Source organism: Mesorhizobium sp. AA22 (assembly GCF_001672375.2).
Lineage (GTDB): Bacteria > Pseudomonadota > Alphaproteobacteria > Rhizobiales > Rhizobiaceae > Mesorhizobium > Mesorhizobium wenxiniae.
The window spans coordinates 4956705-4978303 of record NZ_CP048406.1 but is presented as its reverse complement, the minus strand read 5'-3'; the positions used below and the strand labels follow the sequence as shown (position 1 = coordinate 4978303).

Here is a 21599-nt window from a genome sequence, read left to right as displayed (position 1 = left end):
CCGGCCGAAGCCGGTGCGGGTAAAGTCACGTGGTTCGCTTCATCTTAATCTTGTTTGCCGTTCTGGCGGCAGTCGGGCTCTTTTCCGGATGGTACATCTGGCCCGCTCAGGTCGAGTCCTATGTCGCCCAGCAAAGGCTGATCGCGCGTGAGATCGCCGGGCCTGGCCTGCTTGGCGCGACCAATCAGGTTGTCGTGACGGCACGGATCCAGGCGTTCCTGGCCGAGGTCCGCGTCGACCGGAATGACGAAGTGAAGGCAGGCGACGTACTCGCCACCCTCAACGCGACCGAACTCGAATACCAGCTCGCCGCCGCGGTCGCCAACGACCGGGCCGCTGCGGAGAGTGTGCGCGAGGCCGAGCTCGAGCGCGACCGGCTGGCCATCGCCGCCGGCACCGCTCAGGCCGATCTGGGGCGCAGGAAGCTCCTGCTGGCCGGCAAGTCGATTTCCAAATCTGAGTTTGACCTCGTCGAGGGCACCCAGAAGCAGGCTGAGGCCGCGTTGTCGCGAGCGACTGTTACCATCGAGCGTGCAAAGGCCCAGGCCGCGGCCGCGACCGCCGAGGTCGAGCAACTGCGGAGCCGCGTCGGCGAAACCTCCATACGCTCCCCGGTTGACGGTGTCGTGGTTTCCCGCAGTCGTACAGTCGGCGACCTGCTTTCGCCGGGCGTCGAACTGATGCAGATCGTCGATCCGAAATCATTGCTGGTCTTTGCACGCTTCGATGAATCCGCAATGGGGTCGCTTCGGCCTGGGCAGGTCGCGAAGGTCACGTTCTCATCGAATCCGCAGCGGCCCTATGCCGCTTCGATCCTGCGGATCGGCCGTCAGGTCGACCAGGAGACGCGTGAGTTCACAGTCGATCTGAAACTGGACGAGGTGCCTGCGAACTGGGCGGTTGGGCAGCGTGCGAGCATCATCATCGAAGCGGAATCGCCATCGCCGGGCATCGCCGTGCCACAGCGTTTCCTAGCCAGGAACCAGGGGCGGGTGGGTCTATGGGTTGCCCGCGAAAGCCGGGCCTTTTGGGCGCCCGTTTCACTGGGCTATTCCAGCGGTACCGATATCGAGATCACGCGCGGCCTGAAAGTCGGGGATGTGGTGCTCAGTCCGACAGGCCGCTTCCAGTACCAGGCGGTCAACATACAGGTATCAGGCGGGTGAACCTCGCGATCAAAGATATCAGGCACAACCTGTTGAGGTTCATCCTGACTGTCTTCGGCGTTGGCCTGCTGATGGCGGCGACGATCGGCATGCTGGGTATGTATCGCGGCATCGTCTACGAAGCACTCATCGTGATCGATGGCATTGGTGCCGACCTCTGGGTTGTCGAAGGGGGAAAGTCCGGGCCGTTCGCCGAATCCTCCGCCGTTCCGGCCAATCTCGATCGCCGCGTGGCCGGCGTGGCCGGCGTTGCGGCAACGCGGCGGTTCATCCAATACAATCAGCAGTTCGATGTCGACGGGGCCCCCCTGCGCATGTCGGTCACCGGAGTGGACTATCCAAGCGACAGTGGTAGCTGGATACCATTGACGGCGGGCCGTCACGTCCAATCGAATCGTTACGAGGCGATAGCCGACAAAACACTCGGCCTGGCTGTTGGCGACGAGATCCGGCTTGGACGGGATAGCTATACGATTGTCGGCGTGTCGACGGGGCAGGTCGACATGGGTGGCGACGGCCTGCTATTCGTCACCATCCCGGACGCGCAGGTCATCAATCAGCTCCTGCCCAGCGAAGCGATCCTCCTCAACCGCGCCGCCAAGGGCAAGACCCGCATGGGTCTGGGCGACGATACCGGTAGTGTCGCCGCAGTGATCGTCGAAACTCTCCCGGGCGCCAACAAGGAGGTCGTGCGCGATGCGATCAAGCGCTGGGGTGATGTCGAGGTCCTGACTCAACAGGACCAGGAAACGCTTCTGCTGGACGGCCGCCTCGGCAAGCTCCGCGTCCAGATCCTGGCTTTCACGACGATGACGCTGCTCATCTGCTGCGCCGTCATAGCGCTGACCATCTATACGATGACGATCGAGAAGGTCGCGCAGATAGCGCTATTGAAGCTGATTGGCGCTCGTGACCGGGTGATCATCGGCATGATCGCGCAGCAGGCGGGGTTGATCGGCTTTTGCGGCCTCGTTCTGGCCATCGCCATCTCGTTCACGATCTATCCGAGGTTCCCGAGAACCGTGCTGATCACCGAATCTGACCTTGGCGTGTTGTCGCTGGTGCTCATGGCGCTAAGCCTTGCGGCCAGCTGGTTTGCGATCCGTCGCGCGCTCGCCGTCCGTGCCCAGGAAGTGCTGGCCTGATGTCGCAGCGCCGCCTCGCCACGCTGGAGGTCCGCAGCGCCAGCAAGATCTATGAGAGCGGCGGTTCTCCGGTCACCGCTCTGGCTGAAGGTTCACTGACCTTGAGCCCCGGCGTCGTCAGCGGCATCGTCGGGCCCAGCGGCTCGGGCAAGACGACGCTGCTGATGATCGCCGGTCTGCTGGAGGCTCCGACCACAGGAGAGGTTCTGTTCGACGGCAAGGTGATTTCGCGTCCCGGTGCTAAGCTCAACGAGCTGCGGACCTTCAGGCGGACCCATCTTGGCTTTGTGTTCCAGAAGGCGAATTTGATCCCTTTTCTCACGGCCGCCGAGAACGTCGCCATCGCCATGCAGGTCAACGATGTCGGCCGACAGCAAGCGCAGTTGCGAGCCGCGAGGCTGCTCGATGCGTTGGGCATGGGACATCGCGGCTCCAACTATCCGTCCCAGCTTTCCGGCGGCGAGCAGCAGCGCGTTTCGATCGCGAGGGCCCTGGCTAATGATCCAACCGTCATTCTGGCCGACGAACCCACCGCTGCGCTGGATGGCACGCGGGCGGAGATGGTGATGAAGGTCTTCAGGCATCTGGCGGACAGTCGCAATGTCGCGATTTGCGTTGTGACCCACGATACGCGCTGGATGACCTACTTCGATTCGACGCTCGAACTCGAAGACGGCCGAGCACGGAGTTAGACACCCACCGCTGCAAATGACCGATAGCCCACAGACACCGGCATATTCCCGCTTGCGGCATTCTCGACCAAGCGCTTAAACCATTCCGGTCGCACGTTACCGCAGTTTGCCGCATCTACAGGCCAGAAATCGCGTCGACCAGTCTGCGTCGCAGCGATTGGCGGCGGCTCGCTGAACAAGAGCTATGCATCAGTGCCGGGTGAATGGAACATCTGCCGACCATTGCCGTTGATATGCTCGTCAGGCGAAAGGGCTGCATATGTCAAAAATTCAGGCGGTAACCCCAGAGCATTTGCAGCGGCTCAAGCTCGAAGCGTCTGCTTATTTTGGTCCGAAAGTGCTCCACGAAGCATTATTGCGTCTTTGCCAGGCTTGCGGAAGCGATAGCCTTGACCGGTTCGAGAAGACTATGGTCGATCAGATCGAGGCAATGAAGGATGAAATGGCAGATTTCGAGACAATGAAGGAATTTGCCATCGAACAGCTTTACGCCTGCGTTCGAGAGGTCAGTTGTTCGCCGAAAATGAAACAGCCGCTGGAGGAAGCAGAAACCCGAAGGACACTTGGTCGGTCGGAAGAGCCGAAAACCTTGGAAGACCAGTTGCAGGCCGGGCTTGAGGACTCTTTCCCCGCGAGCGACCCGCCGGCCGTGGTGTCCACAGCGATCTCCGGCGGGGCGAAAAAGCTGGTCGGGACTGACGAAGTCCTGAAAAAACAGCGAGAGGAAACGGCTAAGAACAACGCCCGGTCATAGACGGCCCGGTAAGAGCGGCGCGGATGCTTCCGCCCGCATGGTCGCCGGGGTTCCCGTCTACCATGCAAACAGATGGCCAGCATGCACCCGCGTCAGAGCTTGACGGCCGCCTCCCGCGCCCAAAGCCGCAACTTCCGGCAGGCCTGGACAAATTTCTCAGCCGCCTCTTCTGATTCCAGCCTTATCAGTCCTTCATCCGCATCCGCCTCGACACCTGCCCTGGCCAGGAGTGGCTCGGCTTGCGGCGTGAACCCGATGAATTTGCAATGCGCGAAGGCATCGGAAACGAAATCCTTCGCCGCGGCTTCCTTGGCCAGCAGTTCGGCGCCCGGTTCTGACAACATAAGCACGACCGCGTCGAACAGGACCGATGGTCCGCCGTCGATCATGTGCTTCGCTTCGATTTGCGTACCGTCGGCCGCACTTACGCCGCCGACCTTTGCGGCGACAACCTCCATGACCGCGCCTTCCGTTTCGACCGCGGATCGGAGTTGCTCGAACATCGCGGCATCCACGCCGTCGCTGACCAGCACGCCAACCTTGCGGCCTCTGAAGCTCTCCGGTCCGTTTTTGATGATGCTGAGCGCCGGCGATGGCTCCAGGTCGTCTCGCGGCGGCACGGCAGCGTTTGCCGGATTGGGCATCTTTCGAATGCCAAGTTTGTCGGCGACAGTGGCCGCCAGAGCCTCGTCGGCGTTCAGCAAATGGGAGACCATTCGTTCGCGGATTGCCGGTGTTTGGACCTTGCTCAACTCGAATGTCAAAGCCATCGCGATGTGGCGTTGTTCCGGAGGCGTCTGGCTGTTGAAGAACTGCCTCGCCTGGCTGTAGTGGTCGGCGAAGCTTTCCGCCCGCAGCCGCACTTTCTGGCCCTCCTCGGCATCGGCAAAGGAACGGAAACCGCGCTGGGGTTCTTCGCGCGGACCCATGCCCCACGAATTTGGCTCATAATTGGCACGGCCTACCGGATTGCGCATGGCCATGTGTCCATCCTGTTGAAAATGAGCGAACGGGCATTTCGGTGCATTGATCGGAAGGTGGGTGAAATTCGGGCTGCCGAGCCGTTTCAGCTGGGTATCGAGATAGGAAAAGTTGCGTCCCTGCAGCAGCGGGTCATTGGAAAAATCGATGCCGGGCGGCACGTTTTGCGTCATGAACGCAACCTGTTCGGTCTCGGCGAAGAAATTATCGGGCATGCGATCCAGGACCAGTCGCCCCACGGGGATCGGCTGGAGGATCTCTTCGGGAATAATCTTGGTGGCGTCGAGGACGTCGAAATCGAAGCTGTCCGCAAAGTCCTGATCGAAGAGCTGTACGGTAAGTTCCCATTCCGGGAAGTTGCCGGACTGGATCGCCTCCCACAAGTCGCGGCGATGGAAATCCGGATCGGCGCCATTGATCTTGACCGCTTCGTTCCAGACCACCGACTGCATGCCAAGCTTTGGTTTCCAGATGAATTTGACAAAGGTGGATTCGTCGTCCGCGTTGACGAAGCGGAAGGTGTGGACGCCGAAGCCCTGCATGAAGCGGAATGAGCGCGGGATCGCACGATCGGACATGATCCACATGATCATGTGCATCGATTCCGGCATCAGGCTGATGAAGTCCCAGAAATTGTCATGCGCAGTTTGGGCCTGCGGGAAATCGCGGTCCGGTTCCTGCTTGGCGGCATGGATCAGATCGGGAAACTTGATCGCGTCCTGGATGAAGAACACCGGGATGTTGTTGCCGACCAGATCCCAATTGCCTTCCTTGGTGTAAAGCTTGACCGCGAAACCGCGCACGTCGCGGGCCAGGTCGAACGAGCCCTTGTTGCCGGCGACTGTCGAGAAGCGCACGAAAACCGGCGTCTTTTCGCCAGCACGCTGAAAAATGTCGGCGCGCGTGTATTTAGCGAGCGATTCATAGGTTTCGAAATAGCCGTGTGCCCCGTAGCCGCGAGCATGCACGACCCGCTCGGGTATCCGCTCGTGATCGAAATGGAAGATCTTGTCACGGAAGTGGAAATCCTCGATCAGCGATGGCCCACGCTCGCCGATCTTCAAAGTGTTCTGATCGTCCGAGACAGGCGTTCCGAGCGCAGTGGTGAGGACAGGGGTTTCGCCTTCCGCCGTTTGGTGAAACTCACCGCCGTTTCCACGCTCGACATTTTGGTCGCGACTGCTTGCAGGCTGAGTTTCTGAACGCTGCCGGGACTGGGCCATGGTTTATCGCTCCTCGATGGATGAAGGCCGGGACCACCGGCTCAGGGCGTCGAACTGCCGATGCGCAGCTTTGTTCCAGCAAAAGACTGGCGCCTTTGCTTGCGGAACAATGGCGAATCGACGTCGCTGGCTGCTCACTGCGGGCGGGCCCTGGCAGTGTTCTAATCGGGCGGCCTCACTGCAACAGAACTCGGCCGCACAGAGACGGGTGTGCGTTCGCCCAATCCAAGATTTTCTAGCGACTTATTTCGACGTCCGGAACGAACCCAACCTTCATGCATTTAGCTAGGTCTGCGTGCATCAACTTATTCTTGCTGGGAGCTGGACCATTGTCCTCGAGGGGCTACGCCTTGGCCAACCAGGAAACGGATGACGTTTCCATCGTTGACCTGATACCTGCCTTGCGAGCCTTCGCCCGCACCTTCTGCCGTGTTCCTGACGATGCTGATGACCTGGTCCAGGAGACGTTGACCAAAGGGCTCGCCAACATCGATAAGTTCGAGCCCGGAACGCGTATGAAGTCATGGCTCTTCACCATCATGCGCAACACCTATTATACGCGCATTAAGGCCGCCGACAGGGAAAAACCCGGCCTGCTTGACTGCGCCTCTTCGATCCCAATTTCGGAAGCGACGCAGGAATGGACCGTTCAGAGCAAGGAAGTCTCTAGCGCGGTCCAGAAGCTGCCGGAACATCAGCGCGAGGTCCTGATGCTGATCGGGGTGCTTGGCGTCAGCTATGAAGAAACTGCCGAAATATGCGGTTGCGCGGTGGGAACGGTAAAAAGCCGCCTTAACCGAGCGCGCGCCAGCGTGCTGGAACACCTCGGCGAAAGTTCGTTGCAGACATTGGTGGAAAGACGCAATCACCTGTCCGAAGCACAGGGAAACTTGGCAGTCGACAGGCGTCGATAGCTATTCCACTTTCTTTGCTTTGCATCGACGCTTCTCGACAAGCGCGTTCTGCAGTTGGACCGCAAGGTTGGTCAGACGGTCGGGGACCTTTTCCTGCTCGATGGCAGTCAGCAGATATGCAATCTTCCGGTCTATTGCCAGCCGGAGTTGCGGGCTGATGGTATCGTCGCTTGAGCGAGACATAGTGTTCTCTTAACGAATTGGTCCCTTCACCAGTGTGGTGACAGCAATCAGCGTTTGCAAGGATTCACGCGCCGTCCTCGCCGTCAGCGCCGTCCCTTGCACAGCATTGTTTCGAAGCCGCTAATCTCGTCGGGGAAGCCTGTCCTTTCCCCTCCCTCTCCCCCGGGCAATGTTGCCGGGTGCGCTCGATAATTCGACTCTCGCGACCTCTGCTGCCACTGGTTATGATTCGCGTTAGCGGTTGCAACAGTCAGTCTTAAGAGAGCCGATCCGCGGCGTGATACTGATCGGAATTGATCCGATTGCCGTCGAGCCGGCGTCGCTCGGTGTGCGAGGCTCTGTTCTGACAAAGCCGCGTTTCCTCGACCTTGTCTTGGCCAAATCGGTCATCGCGCCGGCGCCTTACCCTGACGGCAGAGGTGATGTCTACCGCCGGATGCCATCTAGTCCTCCTTCGGATTGTGGGCACTCACAGGTGCCTTTTCTATTTGACGCCCGAACAATCATTGGGCCGTAATGTTCCGTCGGATGCAGAAAGAAGAAAGGCATTGCCATCCGACAGCCGGAACGGCTTCTCGCCGGCAACCACGACCTGCATGCCGTGGGCTTCGGCGAGGCAGTGAACATCGGCACGATCCAGCGTCGGCGATCCGCGATAGGAGTAATTCAGAAGTGCTGCCATGCCTGACGTTCTCAGAACACGCGCAATTTCCTTGAAATGCCGCTCCGCCAGGCCAGCCAGTACCAGATAGGGGAAACTGTCGACAGCCAGCACGCAATCGAAGCTTGCGTTGCCGAAATCGGCAAGATCGAGACCAGAGGTCGGCCGCAGTTCCACATTGCGCAGCTTGGCACATCGCTCTCGAGCGATCGAAATCATCTTCGAAGATATGTCGATGCCGACGACCCGGTGCGCCGCGCTGGAGAGCGCGCTTTCGAATCGGCCGATGCCACAACCAATGTCCAGTATGTCCCGATCGGCGCCGGTGAAGCCATGCCTTTCCAGCCATTCGACGATCTCATCGGTAGCGGCTGAAAGCCTCTCCTCGTCACCCAGGGAGGACAGTTGCACGCTTGCAGGCAGGGAAATCATCGCCGCCGCATCGAACCCGGCGGCCAGCCGCTTGACGACAGCGGCATCCGTTTCCTCCTGATTACGCTCGTGGCGAACGGCCGCACCTGTTTCACGCAGCATGGCAAAGATGTCAGGCCGGTGACGAAGCAGGTCGGCGATCCGCTCCAGTCTGTCTCGTTTTCGAAGGTCGGCCGAATGCATATCCAGCGCCAAATCAGCCAATTCTGCGGCATCGATCCCCGTCGCGAAGCGAAGCGCCAGTCTGGCGATGATGGCTTCGACGCAGGCGCCGTCGGCAATGCACTCATCGAGCACCATTCTTGCTGTCGAGGCCTGTGACGATGATTTTCGTCCGGTCGTGCTCATTGAGCGATGCTCCGCGTCCAGACCTTTCGCATTGTCCATTGGTCGACGGCGCCCCAGCCATATTTATAGCTTTCCTGGCCGCGCAGAAAGTCGAACTCCCGCGCCCCTTCACGAGCCGCCTCGGCAATCGCGTGACCAATGAGGATTGCGCCGGGACTTCCATCGGCGTAGGCCGGATCGAAACCGCCAAGATAGGCGTAGGCGCGATGGCGATGGTGAAATCCGTAATAGGCCCCGACGATCGCATCATCGATAGCAACAAGCCAGCATCGCACAAGGCCCTGCGCGGCAAGCAGTGGAAGCGCCTGTCGATGGAATTCTTCCGCAGCCGGGTCGGCCAGCACGCCGTCGCCATGTCCGGCCCAACGCGCGCCGTGAAGGCGGACCAGGTGATCGAAGAATGTTTTGGGATCGGCTTGCGCCGGCATGATGGAAACGCAGCCGCGCCTGCATGCGGCTTTATGTGCGCGGCGCAACTGGCGTCTTCGCCGCGCCGGAACGCAGACCGCCAGCGCCTCGTCCCCGGCAATCGAGAGCACGGGACAAGCAGCGTGATCGACGAGTTGACCCGCCTCCAGTGCAGGGTGCGTTATGGCGAGACCCGCGGCACCCGCCGGTAGATCCGGCAAAATCCATTGCGACCAATTGATCGCAAGAGCCCGGTCGGCGATGACGGCGGCGACAGCCGCTTCGATGCCGGGGAAACACAGGACATCCAGATAGTCACTCAACGAAATCCCGACCGGAAGCAGTTTCGAACCGGAAGTTGTGTGTTCTAGATAAAGCGGCGCCAATCCCACCAGATCGTCGCCACGCCAGACGGCGATCGTCGCCAGTTCTCCGGGCGCGAATGTGCGCCACCACGGCACCAGCCAGGCGGGGCATTGAAACGGCGTCGCCGTCCGGCTGTGCGCCCAGAGCTCCCGCCAGCGCGGCGCCAGGGCCTCAAGGGCGGCCGGATCGTCGATGGTCTCGGAGCGGAGCATGAAAACCGCTCACTGCACCGCAGCGAGGCGCCTGCGGCCGGCACCAAGCTCTGCCAGCGCATGGTACGCGTTCATGTAAGACGAAATCATTTGGTCGAGCGAAAAGCGCCGCCGGGCCTCGGCCCGGCATATCTCGGCATCCAGGCGGGATGCTGCGACTATGGCTCCCGCCATCTCATGGACGTCATTGACCAGAAAGCCCGTCCTGCCGTGTTCGACCACGCCCGGCAGCGCGCCGTTTGGAAAGGCGACAACCGGCGTGCCGCAGGCCATCGCCTCCATCGCGACAAGCGAACTGGTTTCTGCGGCAAGGCTGGGAATGACCAGGCACCGGGCGGCATTTAGAAAGCGCCGTTTGGCGGTGAAGCCGAGCGGACCGAGGAAGCGGCGCTGCTTGTCGAGGCGCGGCTGGACTTCGTCACGAAAGTACACAGTGTGCGTTTCATAGGGGTAAACCTTGCCGCCGATGACCAGCGGCACACCAGCCTGTTTGGCCGCATCCAGTGCAAGATGGATGCCCTTTTCCGGGCAGATGCGGCTGAGCACCAGCGCGAAGTTGCGCTTGGACTGCCGACCGCTCAGCGCGTCGATATCGACGCCGTTTGGAATGGGCGCAACCAGTTTGGCACCCGGCGGCGCGGTCCTCTGTTGGGCCGCCGAGACGGCGTGCAGCCATAGATCGTCACGGATTGGGCGCAAAGCATCGGACGGATACCAATCGAGCGGCAGGTGCAGGCTTACAAGCGTCGGGCCATGGCCAGGCAGATAGGCATCGAAATCGATGCCGTGCAGATGAACCACGTCGATCGGCCAACGGGCGCGTGCGACGTCTATCGCTGCGCGGTGGGAGCGCTGTGCCCGTTTTTTCGCCGCATCGTCGAGCACGCCTGGTTCAGCAGGTGTCTCGATGAGGACGCCCGCTGCTTTGGAGCCCTGGCAACCGATCACGATGGAGCCGTGTCCCGCGCGCACGAGTGCCTGGTCGAGCATCGACAGCACCTGCTCGGCACCGCCAACCGCATCGGGGCCGACTGGCGCGAGAGGGTAGGCGACGTTCAGGACGGTGAGGGTCATGGCCGGCCGAGCCTAAGCTCCTCATGTGCAGCGGCGGCGGCGTGGAGCCAAACCGCCGGTTCGAAGCCGAGCGGCAGCGCCTCGTAATAAAGCTTGCCGTTGTTCGGCAGCGCCAGGAAATCATAGGTGGGTGCCACCCGGAAACGTTCGACGCGCGCCGTAAACGGCGCCAGCGTCCGTTGCTGTGTCCGGTGGCAGGCCAGCATGCACTGCTTCCGTTCGAAGGCCGCTTCCGTAAGGTGGAGTTCGATGCACTCACCGCCGGGAACGCTGTTGAAGTCCTGGAGGACTGCGCCCTCAGGGCCGGCGCAATAGAACGCCATTTCGACGATGGCCGGCGCCGGGCGTCCATCGCGGCGCAGCAAATGGCAAGCCGCATGTACGGCAAAGGCGGTCGCGTCATGATCGGGGTGACCGCCTTCATAAGGATGCGTACAGACGAAACTGACATCGCGATCGGCCAAAAGGCCGGTCAGCTCCCGTGCGAGCGCGCCAAGATTCCCGGCGGCTTGTTTGTCGGGATAACCGAGGCTGATCATGGCCGTCGACGGCAATTCCGCTGCCGCCAGCGCTGTCTCCAACTCCCTATGGCGGGCCTCGGCGTAGTCCTGCCAAGTCTCGAAGCCGTACGCTCGCGCGTCATCAAGGTCTCGCGGCGCGCCGTCAGTGACATGCACGATGCGAGATCCGCGCAATCCGGCAAGATGTCCGCCGATGCCGATGGTCTCGTCATCCGGATGCGCGACAACGATCATGATTTCAGCACCGTCAGAGCCGTGCGGGGCAGCGCCTGTCAGCAGGGCCGCGAATTCGGCAAGCGTTCCGGATCTGTCAGGTGCGTGTTGCATTCCTCACTCATGCTGCCGAAGCTCGCACCGCTCTGACTGGCGAGGCAGCCATGGCGGGAGCGTAGCGGCGGGTCATCGTCGCGCAAAACTCGGCAAATTCCTCCGGCACTAGCGGCGGACTGGTGTGATGCGGCATCACTCCGCGGTGCTCGGGAGTGAAGCAGAAGGTGATGGTCACGTCGAAGTCGGCAAGCGCTTCCATCTGCCGGTCGTACCAGTCCAGCGCATTCGGCCTAAAACTATCGGCCCAGGAAAGTCCGGTGCGCACATTGGTGACGCCCAGCCGCTTCATCCAGGCGACGGCGTCATCCAGCCGGGGATCTTCAAAGTGGAACCATTGCACCAGTCCCATTTCGGGCGTGTAACGCAGGAATTCCTCGAGCGCGGGTTTGGGCGTACCGTCTTCGCGTAGCAGGCCCATGTAGAAGTGGCGATAGTAGGAGGAGCCTTCCGCCTCGCGATGGCGTGTCGTTGCCCCCCATTCGCGCGGAAGATCGTAGAGGCTGTACCATTGGATGCGCGAGGCGTTGCCGAGCAGCAGTTCGGCGGTCCGGCGCAAGCCCCATAGCTGCACCTCCTCGGCACCGAAGCTCGACACACCAACTTCGCTGACCCATACAGGAAGATCGGTGACGGTCGAAATCTCGCCGATCTTCTGGGGCCACTCCTGAATCTGCCAGAGGTTCCAGTCGAGCGGAAAGCCGTGCACGGCGACGGCATCGACATGATCCAGCGCGCCGTACTGCTTCATGAGCGCCATGAAATCGGCATCGATCGGCGAAATGCCGCCCAGGATCTTGGTTACCGTAGGGTTTTCCGATGCGATCGCATCGGCGGCCAGCATTGCCATATTGGCGAAGCGGCTCCAGTCGGGGTCGAGTTCGGGATCCCAATGGGACTTGTTGTTCGGCTCGTTCCAGATCATCGCAGCTTCAATCATGCAGTTGTCCTTTCGACGGGTAGACGGCGCCTCCACCGGCCGGTTCGTTGGCGGCGCGGCAGAAATAAACCTCTTGCTCCGGGTGCAGCACGGTCTCGAAGCCGGCGCTGCGCAGCATCGCTTCGGTGCAGGCGCGATTGGGAATCCACCAGTTGGTCGGGTCGTCGGCATAGCGATGCTCGACGAAATGCAGCTTGGGAAACTCGGGCCGGTCGAACAGATCGTGTGTCGAGAAAGGATAATTCTCATCGAGTGCAGGCAGTTCGGTGCTGCCGCGCTGCATGGACTGGAAGATCATCAGGTCGCCGGCGACATGCTCCCGGATCAGATCGAGAGCGAGCAGGGGGTGGCGCAGGTGATACAGCACACCCATGAACAGGACGATGTCGAATTTCTCCCGCAGCGCGCCGACGTCGTAGACCGACAGTTGCTGGAATTCGATGTCGCAGTCCGCGATCTCGGCGGCGAAGCGCGCCTGCGCCAGATAGGCTTCATCGAAATCGATGCCGAGGACGCGGCCGGCGCCGCGTCGTTTCATCTCGATCGAGTAGAAGCCGGCGTTGCAGCCTATGTCGAGCACGGCCTTGCCGGACAGATCGGCAGGAATGGCGTCGGCGAACTTGCGCCATTTGATCAGCGGGTAGTTGCCGAGGAAATGGTCGGGGGCGGTTTCGACGCCTGCCAGCTCCATGTTGTGAAACCACGGGCCAAGGGCATCGATGCGGCGACGGATTTCCGCGTTCGAATGCAACATGGCTAGCCTCCTTCGCCTGGATGGCTTGGTATCTGCGACTGCCCTCGCAGCGCGAACATGAGGTTTTTCGGGTCCTCCAACGTAGGGTCGTTGTTCTCAAGCAGCCGAAGTGCCGTGCGGTAGCCGTTGAAAGTGCCGACGTCGACATAGGCGGTGCCTGCCTTGACGCCGTAAGCCTCGCCGCCGGCCGCCAGATAGGCATTGATGAGTGTACCGACGTATTCGTCGCTTTGATTCCGCTCGCGCCAAAGCGCGGCAAGCTGGTGAAGTATGCGGCCCGGCATCTTGAACGCGCCCCAAATCCAGTTCGATGCGGCGTCTTGTTGCTTGACCTGGATCTCCCTCACTCGGTCGCCCTGGTCGAGAACGACGGCATCGAAGAGTTCGGGGTGATCCACCGGGAAGAGTAGAAACGACAGCCGGTCGTCCGGTAGGCGGCAGAAGCCATCTTCCGGAAACCAGATCGTATCGGGCAGGCCGATCAGAACCGTCTCGTCCGGTGCGACGAGCGGGGCGGCGCGGAAGATCGCATCGCAAAGACCGACGGGAGTGGGCTGTACGACGAACAGTGCGGTGGCTTCGCCGTAGCCGGCGGCATAGTACTCGAGGATGTCCGATTTGCCCGATCCGATGACGAAGCAGATTTTGTCGACACCGTTGCGCACCATGCGACGCACCAGATATTCGCTCACCGCGCACGGGCGCTCGGTCTGGCCGTCGATGCGGCTACCGACCGGCAGGAGCTCCTTCGAGAAGCCGAGCGGTTGAATGCGGCTGCCGCGGCCGGCAGCGGGCACGATGCCCAACATCAGATTGCTTCCTTCAACGGCTCGCCCGCCGTCAAGCCCTGCAATGCATCGGACAGGAGGCGGTCCAGTTCCCTGGCGCGCTGCGCAGAGGTGTGCTCGTCCAACACCCGCTCGCGCGCACGGCGCCGGATAGCGTCGACGTCGCTGTCGGACAAGCAGACTGCCGCGACCACGTCGTCGGTGGTGTCCGCCAGGATGATCTCGCTGCCGGGTTGGAAAAAACTGCTCAGGCCTGGCCAGGTGTCGCTCACGATCGCCGCGCCGCAGGCTGCCGCCTCGAACAGCCTGCCCGAAGGACACCAGCCCCTCTTGGCCATCGCCTCGCGGGTCACGTTCAGCGTCAGACGCGATGAGCAAAAGAAGGCCGGATGATCCGCAGGCGGAAGATGCCTGACAAAAAAGATGTTTTCCCCCCACGGAAATTCGTGCGGATATTGGGCGCCGCCGATGACGAAACGGTGGTCCGGCAGGCGCGCTGCGGTGCGGACCAGCAGCTTTTCGACGCCGGCCTGGCGATCAGCCGCATAAGTTCCAAGATAGGATAGATCTCCGGCAAATTCAGCCCGGGGCTCTGCTGGCCGGTGTCGCTCGGGATCGACATGACCATAGAGAGGCAAGACACGGCGCGCACCCAGCAGAGTTTTCAGCGCATCGATTGCGGTTCCCCCCGTATAACTCAGGACGAGGTCGAAATCGCGAAGGCCTTCGGGCCCGTAATACGCCGGTCGTAGACCTTGTTCGATCCGGGCGAGTGTGACCGGGGTGTCCAGATCGTAGAAAACTTTCAGCCCGCGACAGGTCTGCTGCGCCAGGCGCGATGCCTCCACGGCGTCGGGGCAATAGGACGTGACGATGACGACGTCCGATTGCCCGATAGCCTGTTCCGCGACATGGCGAATGTCTTCCCAGTCCGGATAGAGAACGACGTTGCCGCCATCGAGATGATCAAGGTCGCGCGCCCCGGCATAATAGGGAGTGTTGCGTTCGAAGAAGGTGACGGACCAGCCCAGCCCGCCCAGCGCCCGGATCAGGCCGCGCCACAGCGTCGCGTGTCCGTTTCCCCACGAGGAGGTGACGGTGAGACCGAAAATGACCATTCGCATCCGGCAGTCCTCGTCAGGCGGCCTCGTTCAATCGGATCAGCTTGGAGCCCCAGTCACCGGATACGACCGTGGTGATCGAAGCAGGATCGATATCGAAGCGAAAACAGTCTCCCAGCGGCAAGCCGAGCACCTTGCAGACGGCGGCCTTGATCACGTCGGCATGGCTGACCAGTGCCACGGACTGGTTCTGGTAGCGTTTGCGAAGCTGCTGCATCAGCGAGGTGACACGTTGCTGCACGTCCAGCATGGTCTCGCCGCCCGGCGTCCTCGCCTGCTGACGCCGACTGTTCCACACCCGCCAGTCGGCGTCCTGGTTCAACTCTTCGAAAGTCTTTCCCGACCACGCGCCGAAGTCGATCTCATCGAGCTCTTGGCAGATTGTAATCTTATCGGGACTGCAGGCGATTGCGATCGGTTTTGCGGTTTCCAATGTTCGTTCGCGCGGGCTGCAACAGATGGCTGCTAGCGGTTTCGGTGCCATGTGGCTGGCCAGGCGCAACGCCTGTGCCCTGCCGGTGTCGCCAAGGCAGACTCCGGCCATGCGTCCGGCAAGATAAGCGCCGACATTGTCGTGCGCCGCATGGCGGATCAAAAAGAATGTCGTCGTCATTCCGCGGCATCGAGCATCGGCTCGTCCCTACCGGCGATGAAAGACAGCGTGCGCAGGCGTGCCTCGGCATCGGTGAACTGCTCGGGCGGCGACTTCATGAAATAGCTGCAAGGGCCAGTCAGCGCTCCCGCGATGCCGCGGTCGAGCGCCAGCTTGGCGCAGCGGACAGCATCGATAACGACCCCGGCGGAGTTGGGCGAATCCCACACTTCCAGTTTGAGCTCTGCATTCAGCGGCACGCCGCCGAACGTCGTGCCTTCGACGCGGATGTAGGCCCATTTTCGATCGGTAAGCCAAGGCACATGGTCGCTGGGGCCGACATGGATGTTACCGGCCTCCAGGGGAACATCGAGCTGGCTGGTTACGGATTGTGTCTTGGAAATCTTCTTCGATTCCAGCCGCTCGCGTTCCAGCATGTTGAGGAAATCGGTGTTGCCGCCGAAATTCAGCTGATAGGTGCGGTCGATGCGGACGCCGCGCTCGCGGAACAGATTAGCGAGCAGCCGGTGCACGATCGTCGCGCCGACCTGGCTTTTGATATCGTCGCCGATCAACGGCAGGCCACGCTGTTCGAAGAGCTGGCGCCATTCCGGTCGCGACGCGATAAAAACCGGTATGCAGTTGACGAAGGCGCAGCCGGCCTCGAGCGCGCATTCGGCATAAAAACGCGTAGCCTCTTCCGAGCCGACCGGCAGATATGAGACCAATACGTCAGCGCCGCTTTCCCGCAGCAGCGCGCTGACATTCGCGACCGGCTCTTCTGCCTCCTCGATTTCGTCGCGTAGATATTTGCCGATTCCATCGAGCGTTGGTCCGCGCTCGACGCGAACGCCGGTTGCTTCGACATCGGCAAAGCGGAAGGTGTTGTTGGGCGCATTGTATATGGCTTCCGCCACATCCCGCCCAACTTTGCCCTTGGCGACGTCGAAAGCACAGACGACCTCGATGTCATCGACATGATAACCGCCAAGATCGGCATGCATCAGGCCCGGTATCGGCTCATTACCTCTGGCGTCCCGATAATATGAGAGGCCCTGGACAAGGGAAGACGCGCAATTGCCGACGCCGGCTATTCCAATCCGTACCTTTTTCGATCCCACGAAACTGCCGCCATCGCTGTTGAAGATAAGTTCCTCGCGCCGAACTGCCAGTTGCCGGGAATGTTCCTTGCGACCCTGGAAAAATCACGAACTCCATGGCGATTAAAGCTGCGCGCTGTTTGAGGCTGCCTGGGCCTAAGCGCCGCAAGCCTCAGTCGAGCCGTCGCAGCATATCCGCTTCCTTTTCGAGGATGGTGGCCACTTCCTCGCGCTCGAGGTGCGTCATCATCAGGCTCACACAGCATTCAAGGTAGATGATCGAGGCACGTCTCAGAAAGGCAGCCGTTTCCCTTTCGGCCATTTGCTCGATGTCCTTGGCGGATCGTTTTCGATGCACGGGTCGGTTCTCCATGCCGGTATCTTCGCCCAACGGCGAGCTCGGCTGGATGTTCCCTTAATGACAAAAAGTGAGAGCGCGCGTTCGGGCGCCACGGTCTCACATGGCCCATGTCCAAGCGCACAGCTCTCCCCTGACTTCAGGCCGGCAAGTTTTGCAGTCGGCCTGAAGCGGACCTCACGCTTGGCGCAATTGGGGGAATTCGATCCTCGTTACGGCTCGCTTCGAGCTCCATAAAATAGCTGATCGTCTGCATCAGGCCTTGCCTGAGCGGCACCTTTGGCGACCAATCCAGAAGGGTTTTTGCTCGGGAAATGTCCGGTTGCCGCCGGCGAGGGTCGTCTTGCGGCAGTGCCAGGAATTTGAAGACCGAGTTGCTATGGGTCATATCTCTCACCAATCCAGCCAGTTGAAGAACGGTGAATTCCCCGGGATTGCCTAAATTGACCGGTTGGCGCGGATTGGGATCGACATCCATAAGACGGACCAGACCGTCAACCAGATCGGAGACATAGCAGAACGACCTGGTCTGCAGCCCGTCGCCGAATATCGTCAGTGGTCTCTTCTCGAGAGCCTGCATCACCAGGTTCGAGACAATCCGGCCGTCGGCAGGATCCATCCTCGGACCATAGGTGTTGAAGATGCGCGCGACCCGGATGTCGGCCATCTCGGTTCTCAAATAATCGAAGCACAAGGTTTCGGCGGTTCGCTTGCCCTCGTCATAGCAGGCACGAGGACCGGTGCAGTTCACATGACCGACATAGTCTTCCCTTTGCGGGTGCTGTTCGGGATCGCCATACACTTCGCTTGTCGATGCCTGAAGGAAGCGCGCATTATTTCGGGCGGCAAGCTCAAGCAGATTGAGCGTTCCGATCACGCAGGTTCGCGTGGTATGAACCGGATCGGCTTGGTAACGCGGCGGCGATGCGGCGCACGCCAGGTTGAAAATGCGGTCGACCGGCTCAGCAAGGTCCAATGGTCGGCAAATATCCTGCTCGATCAACCGGAAACGAGGACGGTCCATCATCGAGACGATGTTTTCCATCCGGCCGGTAAGAAAATTGTCGACACAGATCACCCGGTACCCGGTCTGAAGCAGTGTTTCGCAAAGATGCGAACCGAGGAAACCCGCGCCGCCGGCGACAAGCGCCGTTTTGGTCCGTTGCGTCCTTCTTGATTGCCGCATCTCTATTTTCTCCTGTCTGCCAGTCATGCTGCACTTTCGATGTCCAGATCGAGAGCTGGACGTGCCGATCTTGGCCGCGCCAGCAGCGAAACGAATTCGCGAGCTCTCGCGGCGCCAGTATGTGATGCCAGGATCGTCGCGCGCGCTCGCTTGGCCATAGCCAGCCTGACGCGGTCGGATTGCCTGGACAGGATATCGGTCACCTCCTCCGCTTGGCCGGCCGTATTGATCGTGGCTGTCGGAAAGAAGCTATCCAGACCGGTCCAGCGATCGCTGATGATCGCCGTGCCACAGGCAGCCGCCTCGAAGAGGCGTACGCTGGGAGACCACCCAGCCGCTATCATGGAGCTGCGTGTGACGTTCAACGTGTAGCGCTGGCGGCTGTAGAAAGCGGCGTGGTCTGCCGGCGGCAAGTGCTCGATGCGATCGACGTTGCTTGGCCAGACGGTCTCGGACGGGAATTGCGAGCCGGCCACGACGAAGCGACGGTCCGGCATGCGTCTTGCCGGTTCAAGCAGGAGAGCATCCAGTGTCGCCTGCCGGTCCGAGCTGTAGGTGCCGAGGTAGCCAAGGTCCCAGCAGATCGGATCGGACGTTCGGCGATGCCGCTCCGGGTCGACGGAGCAATAGAGCGGCTCGGCGCGCCGTGCACCAAAATCCGCCGCCAAACGGGCGAGCGTTGGCCCGCCGGTGAATGAGAAATAGACGTCGAAATACGGAATCTGCCGTCGGCATATGTAGTCGCAATCATTCGCGGCGAGCTTTGCCAGCGTGACCGGCGTGTCGATGTCGTAGAAGCAGAACTGGCCCGTGCACAAGGACGCGACGATGTCGATGACGGCTCGCCCCTCCGGAACGAAGGACCCAACCACCACGACATCTGCCTGCTGCAGGCAGCGAGCATACGTCCGACGAAGATCGTTCGTCGTTTCGTAGTAGCGCAACGTGCAGAAATCCGGGTCGCGCAAATCGCGATGGCTTGCATACCATGGCACGTCGCGTTCGAGGAAGGTGATGCGATGGCCGAGCTCGTGCAGGCCCTTCAGCAACCCTCGAAAGGTCGTGGCGTGGCCGTTTCCCCATGAAGAGGACAAAGACAGGCCAAGAAAGATGATATCGAGCCGCTTGATCATTCCGCTGCCTCCACGGTGGGGCGTTCGAAATGACGCCTGAAAACGGCGTCGGCCACGGCTGCCCTTAGCGCATAGGTATGCTCGGCGAGAACACGCCGAAGCGCAGATGCACCGATCGCCTTTGCCTGCTGGGGTGTGAGGGTGCGCATGATTTCGGCGACATCGTTGCCGTCGCGCGCCACCAGGATCTCTTCCCCAGGGACCAGGAACAATTCCACGCCGAGCCAGGCGTCGGTGATGAGGCATGCGCCGGCACCCGCAGCCTCGAAGACGCGCGTGGCAGGTGAAAAGCCGTTGGCGGCCATGCTGTCGCGGCTGATGTTCAGCACCGCCTTGGATGTGACATTGAACGCATTGTGGTCGCGCGTCCCGACGTGGCCGAGCCATGCGACATTTGCCGGAAGCTGCTTGTCACCCCAACCGGATCCGCCGAGCAGGAAATGCTGATCGCCCGAACGGCTGGCCGGATCGAGGAAGAAGGCTTCGACGCGTGCTTCACGATCCGGCAGGCGGTTGCCGAGAAAGGCGAGGTCGCAAGCGAAACGCTTATCCTTCGCGACCGGATGATGCGTTTCGGGATCGAGCGCATTGTAGATCGGCACGCACTCAGCCGCCCCCAGCGCACGATAGGCCCAGACGACCGGATCGCCGCCGCCGTAGGTGAGGACAAGGTCGATCTCCCGCAACGCGCGGTGAAGGGGGTGGTCCGGCTCGTCGCGCAATTGGCCCAGAGTGGCCGGTGCGTCGACATCCCAGAACACTGTCAGCGCATCCGCACGGGCGTGGTCGAGTACGGCGCGCAGCAGCGCCTCGTCCTCGAAGCCTACTCCGCTCGCCTTGACGACGACGTCGGCTTCGCGTGCGCTTGCTGCCACCTGCATCAGCGCATGCGGGGTCGCCTCGTAAACGACGACGTTGCACCAGTCTGGTGGCTCGATATCGCGGTTCTTCTGCCTGTCGTAGACGTCCGGTTCATAGAAAGTGATCTCGTAGCCGAGCTGAGAAAGAGCCTTGAGCAATCCGCGGTAATAGGTCGCCGCGCCGTTCCAATAGGACGACAGCAGGCTCGACCCATAAAATGCAATCTTCATGCGACTGTCTCCTCTATGGCGATGGGACCGATGGCTTGGCGGTTGCCGCATTTGGCGAGCACGCCGAACAACTCGTCCGCCCGGTGCCGGCAAGTGTGTCGCCTCCCAATGGTTTCGAGGCCGGATTTCACCAGTGAGGCGGCCAGGTCAGCATCGTCCAGCACGTCGCGAAGATGACGGCACATCTCGGATCCGTCGCGCGCGAAAAGGAAGTCGATGCCTGGCCTGAAGAGTTGCTCGACATCGGTCCAAGGCGCCGAAACGAGCGGGATGCCACAGGCGAGAGCCTCGAACATGCGGATCGTCGGAATTCCGGGCAGGCTCTCCCGATAGGGGCGCCGCGGGATGTGGACGGTTACGCGGTGGGCCGCGAATGCCTCGGGCACGTCGGCATTGGCAATCCAGCCTTCGTAACCCAGGCCGGCGGCGGCAAGATCGGCGAGCGCTTCGCGTGGATAGCGCACGCCATGAACAGTGCCACCCAGGCCAAGTTCTTCCACTGGATTGATCAGGAATTCCTTGATTTCGGCACTGCGCTCGTCGTCGCCCCAGTTGCCGATCCAGATCACGTCGGATGTAGGGTCGATCTCCGGGTGCGGCTTGAACAGGCGCTCATCCGCCGCCTCGTGCCAGGTGAAAGCACGTTTGCCCCAGCCGGCGCGAAGATAGCTTTCCCGCAACGCTTCGCCGAAGGCGAGCACGCCGTCATAATGCTCCAGCCGCAGAGCCGAGATCGCTTGCGTCGCCGAGACGGCGCGATGATGAGTGTCATGGAACAGAAGCGTGAAACCGCCTCCGTTCGCTTTTGCCCTGCCGATGCGCGCGACAAGGTCCGGGTCAGTCCATTCGTGGACGATCACCACATCGGCGCCGGCAATCCAGCCTTCATGGACGAAGGAGGCGTCGTAGGTCACCGGCATCAGCTCCGGAAAATCCTTTCTGAAGCGCTCGACCGCGAAGGGCCCTTTCTCTGCCAGGAGGTTCGAACGGCTCCAGCCGTCTGCGGGCTCCAGCGCGATCGCCTGATGTCCGCGTGCAACGAGTTCCCGCATGATGCCGCGCAGGAAATGTGCGTTGCCGTGGTTCCAGTCGGAAACGACCGAATGGGTATAGAACAGGAACCGCATCG

Annotated in this window: 22 protein-coding genes; 5 read left to right on the top strand and 17 right to left on the bottom strand. The window is 61.2% G+C overall.

Translation table 11 applies throughout. From position 1 onward, the window contains the following. Positions 1-29: 29 nt before the first annotated feature. The 4 genes from A9K68_RS23975 (at position 30) to A9K68_RS23960 (ending at position 3757) form a co-directional block, all read left to right on the top strand. Positions 30-1166, top strand: coding sequence for an efflux RND transporter periplasmic adaptor subunit (locus A9K68_RS23975; RefSeq protein WP_082982207.1), 1137 nt, complete (start codon positions 30-32; stop codon positions 1164-1166). Then, the gene (locus tag A9K68_RS23970) at positions 1163-2311 is read left to right on the top strand and encodes an ABC transporter permease (protein ID WP_065006883.1); all 1149 of its coding nucleotides are present in this window, start codon (positions 1163-1165) and stop codon (positions 2309-2311) included. The genes A9K68_RS23975 and A9K68_RS23970 overlap by 4 nt, the downstream gene beginning before the upstream one ends. Further along, positions 2311-3003, top strand: coding sequence for an ABC transporter ATP-binding protein (locus tag A9K68_RS23965; protein WP_065006882.1), 693 nt, complete (start codon positions 2311-2313; stop codon positions 3001-3003). The genes A9K68_RS23970 and A9K68_RS23965 overlap by 1 nt, the downstream gene beginning before the upstream one ends. 259 nt (positions 3004-3262) lie before the next feature. Continuing rightward, positions 3263-3757 (top strand): hypothetical protein, encoded by a 495-nt coding sequence (locus A9K68_RS23960; RefSeq protein WP_065006881.1) that lies wholly within the window; start codon positions 3263-3265, stop codon positions 3755-3757. A 92-nt stretch (positions 3758-3849) separates the two neighbouring features. Here the strand turns inward: A9K68_RS23960 and A9K68_RS23955 are convergent, their stop codons facing one another. Next, positions 3850-5961, bottom strand: coding sequence for a catalase (locus A9K68_RS23955; RefSeq protein WP_065006880.1), 2112 nt, complete (start codon positions 5959-5961; stop codon positions 3850-3852). A 350-nt stretch (positions 5962-6311) separates the two neighbouring features. Between A9K68_RS23955 and A9K68_RS23950 the strand changes: the two genes are divergently transcribed. Continuing rightward, positions 6312-6875, top strand: coding sequence for a sigma-70 family RNA polymerase sigma factor (locus tag A9K68_RS23950; RefSeq protein WP_029356161.1), 564 nt, complete (start codon positions 6312-6314; stop codon positions 6873-6875). Here A9K68_RS23950 and A9K68_RS23945 read toward each other — a convergent pair whose 3' ends face one another. The 16 genes from A9K68_RS23945 to A9K68_RS23870 all read right to left on the bottom strand — a co-directional run bounded on the left by A9K68_RS23945 (position 6876) and on the right by A9K68_RS23870 (position 21597). Next, positions 6876-7058, bottom strand: coding sequence for a hypothetical protein (locus A9K68_RS23945; RefSeq protein ID WP_065006879.1), 183 nt, complete (start codon positions 7056-7058; stop codon positions 6876-6878). A 484-nt stretch (positions 7059-7542) separates the two neighbouring features. Beyond that, positions 7543-8499: a class I SAM-dependent methyltransferase gene (locus A9K68_RS23940; RefSeq protein WP_065006878.1), complete on the bottom strand. Its 957-nt coding sequence runs from the start codon at positions 8497-8499 to the stop codon at positions 7543-7545. Then, complete coding sequence (locus A9K68_RS23935) at positions 8496-9485, bottom strand: GNAT family N-acetyltransferase (protein WP_065006877.1); 990 nt, start codon at positions 9483-9485, stop codon at positions 8496-8498. Before A9K68_RS23935 ends, A9K68_RS23940 begins: the two co-directional genes overlap by 4 nt. Positions 9486-9494: 9 nt before the next feature. Beyond that, positions 9495-10559: a glycosyltransferase gene (locus A9K68_RS23930; protein ID WP_065006876.1), complete on the bottom strand. Its 1065-nt coding sequence runs from the start codon at positions 10557-10559 to the stop codon at positions 9495-9497. Then, positions 10556-11407, bottom strand: coding sequence for a PIG-L family deacetylase (locus A9K68_RS23925; RefSeq protein WP_082982206.1), 852 nt, complete (start codon positions 11405-11407; stop codon positions 10556-10558). Before A9K68_RS23925 ends, A9K68_RS23930 begins: the two co-directional genes overlap by 4 nt. Before the next feature lie 7 nt (positions 11408-11414). Beyond that, entirely contained in the window at positions 11415-12347 is a 933-nt protein-coding gene (locus A9K68_RS23920; RefSeq protein ID WP_065006875.1) for a beta-xylosidase, read from the bottom strand. Next, positions 12340-13101 (bottom strand): TIGR04290 family methyltransferase, encoded by a 762-nt coding sequence (locus A9K68_RS23915; protein WP_065006874.1) that lies wholly within the window; start codon positions 13099-13101, stop codon positions 12340-12342. Before A9K68_RS23915 ends, A9K68_RS23920 begins: the two co-directional genes overlap by 8 nt. 2 nt (positions 13102-13103) lie before the next feature. Beyond that, on the bottom strand, positions 13104-13910 hold the full coding sequence (locus A9K68_RS23910) for a nucleotidyltransferase family protein (RefSeq protein ID WP_065006873.1): 807 nt from the start codon (positions 13908-13910) through the stop codon (positions 13104-13106). Next, entirely contained in the window at positions 13910-15013 is a 1104-nt protein-coding gene (locus A9K68_RS23905) for a glycosyltransferase (protein ID WP_029356178.1), read from the bottom strand. The genes A9K68_RS23910 and A9K68_RS23905 overlap by 1 nt, the downstream gene beginning before the upstream one ends. A 13-nt stretch (positions 15014-15026) precedes the next feature. Next, positions 15027-15623 carry a histidine phosphatase family protein gene (locus tag A9K68_RS23900; protein ID WP_065006872.1) on the bottom strand — a complete coding sequence of 199 codons (597 nt, stop codon included), beginning with the start codon at positions 15621-15623 and terminating at the stop codon, positions 15027-15029. Then, positions 15620-16723, bottom strand: a complete 1104-nt coding sequence (locus A9K68_RS23895; protein ID WP_065006871.1) for an inositol-3-phosphate synthase — start codon at positions 16721-16723, stop codon at positions 15620-15622. Before A9K68_RS23895 ends, A9K68_RS23900 begins: the two co-directional genes overlap by 4 nt. Positions 16724-16874: 151 nt before the next feature. Beyond that, a complete protein-coding gene (locus A9K68_RS23890) occupies positions 16875-17060 on the bottom strand; it encodes a hypothetical protein (RefSeq protein ID WP_095519944.1) in 186 nt (61 codons plus the stop codon). Between the two features lie 139 nt (positions 17061-17199). Beyond that, positions 17200-18246, bottom strand: coding sequence for a UDP-glucuronic acid decarboxylase family protein (locus tag A9K68_RS23885; protein WP_029356186.1), 1047 nt, complete (start codon positions 18244-18246; stop codon positions 17200-17202). A gap of 23 nt (positions 18247-18269) precedes the next feature. Then, the gene (locus A9K68_RS23880; protein WP_065006870.1) at positions 18270-19379 is read right to left on the bottom strand and encodes a glycosyltransferase; all 1110 of its coding nucleotides are present in this window, start codon (positions 19377-19379) and stop codon (positions 18270-18272) included. Then, complete coding sequence (locus tag A9K68_RS23875) at positions 19376-20470, bottom strand: glycosyltransferase (protein WP_065006869.1); 1095 nt, start codon at positions 20468-20470, stop codon at positions 19376-19378. Before A9K68_RS23875 ends, A9K68_RS23880 begins: the two co-directional genes overlap by 4 nt. Continuing rightward, on the bottom strand, positions 20467-21597 hold the full coding sequence (locus A9K68_RS23870) for a glycosyltransferase (protein ID WP_065006868.1): 1131 nt from the start codon (positions 21595-21597) through the stop codon (positions 20467-20469). Before A9K68_RS23870 ends, A9K68_RS23875 begins: the two co-directional genes overlap by 4 nt. Between the last annotated feature and the right edge of the window lie 2 nt (positions 21598-21599).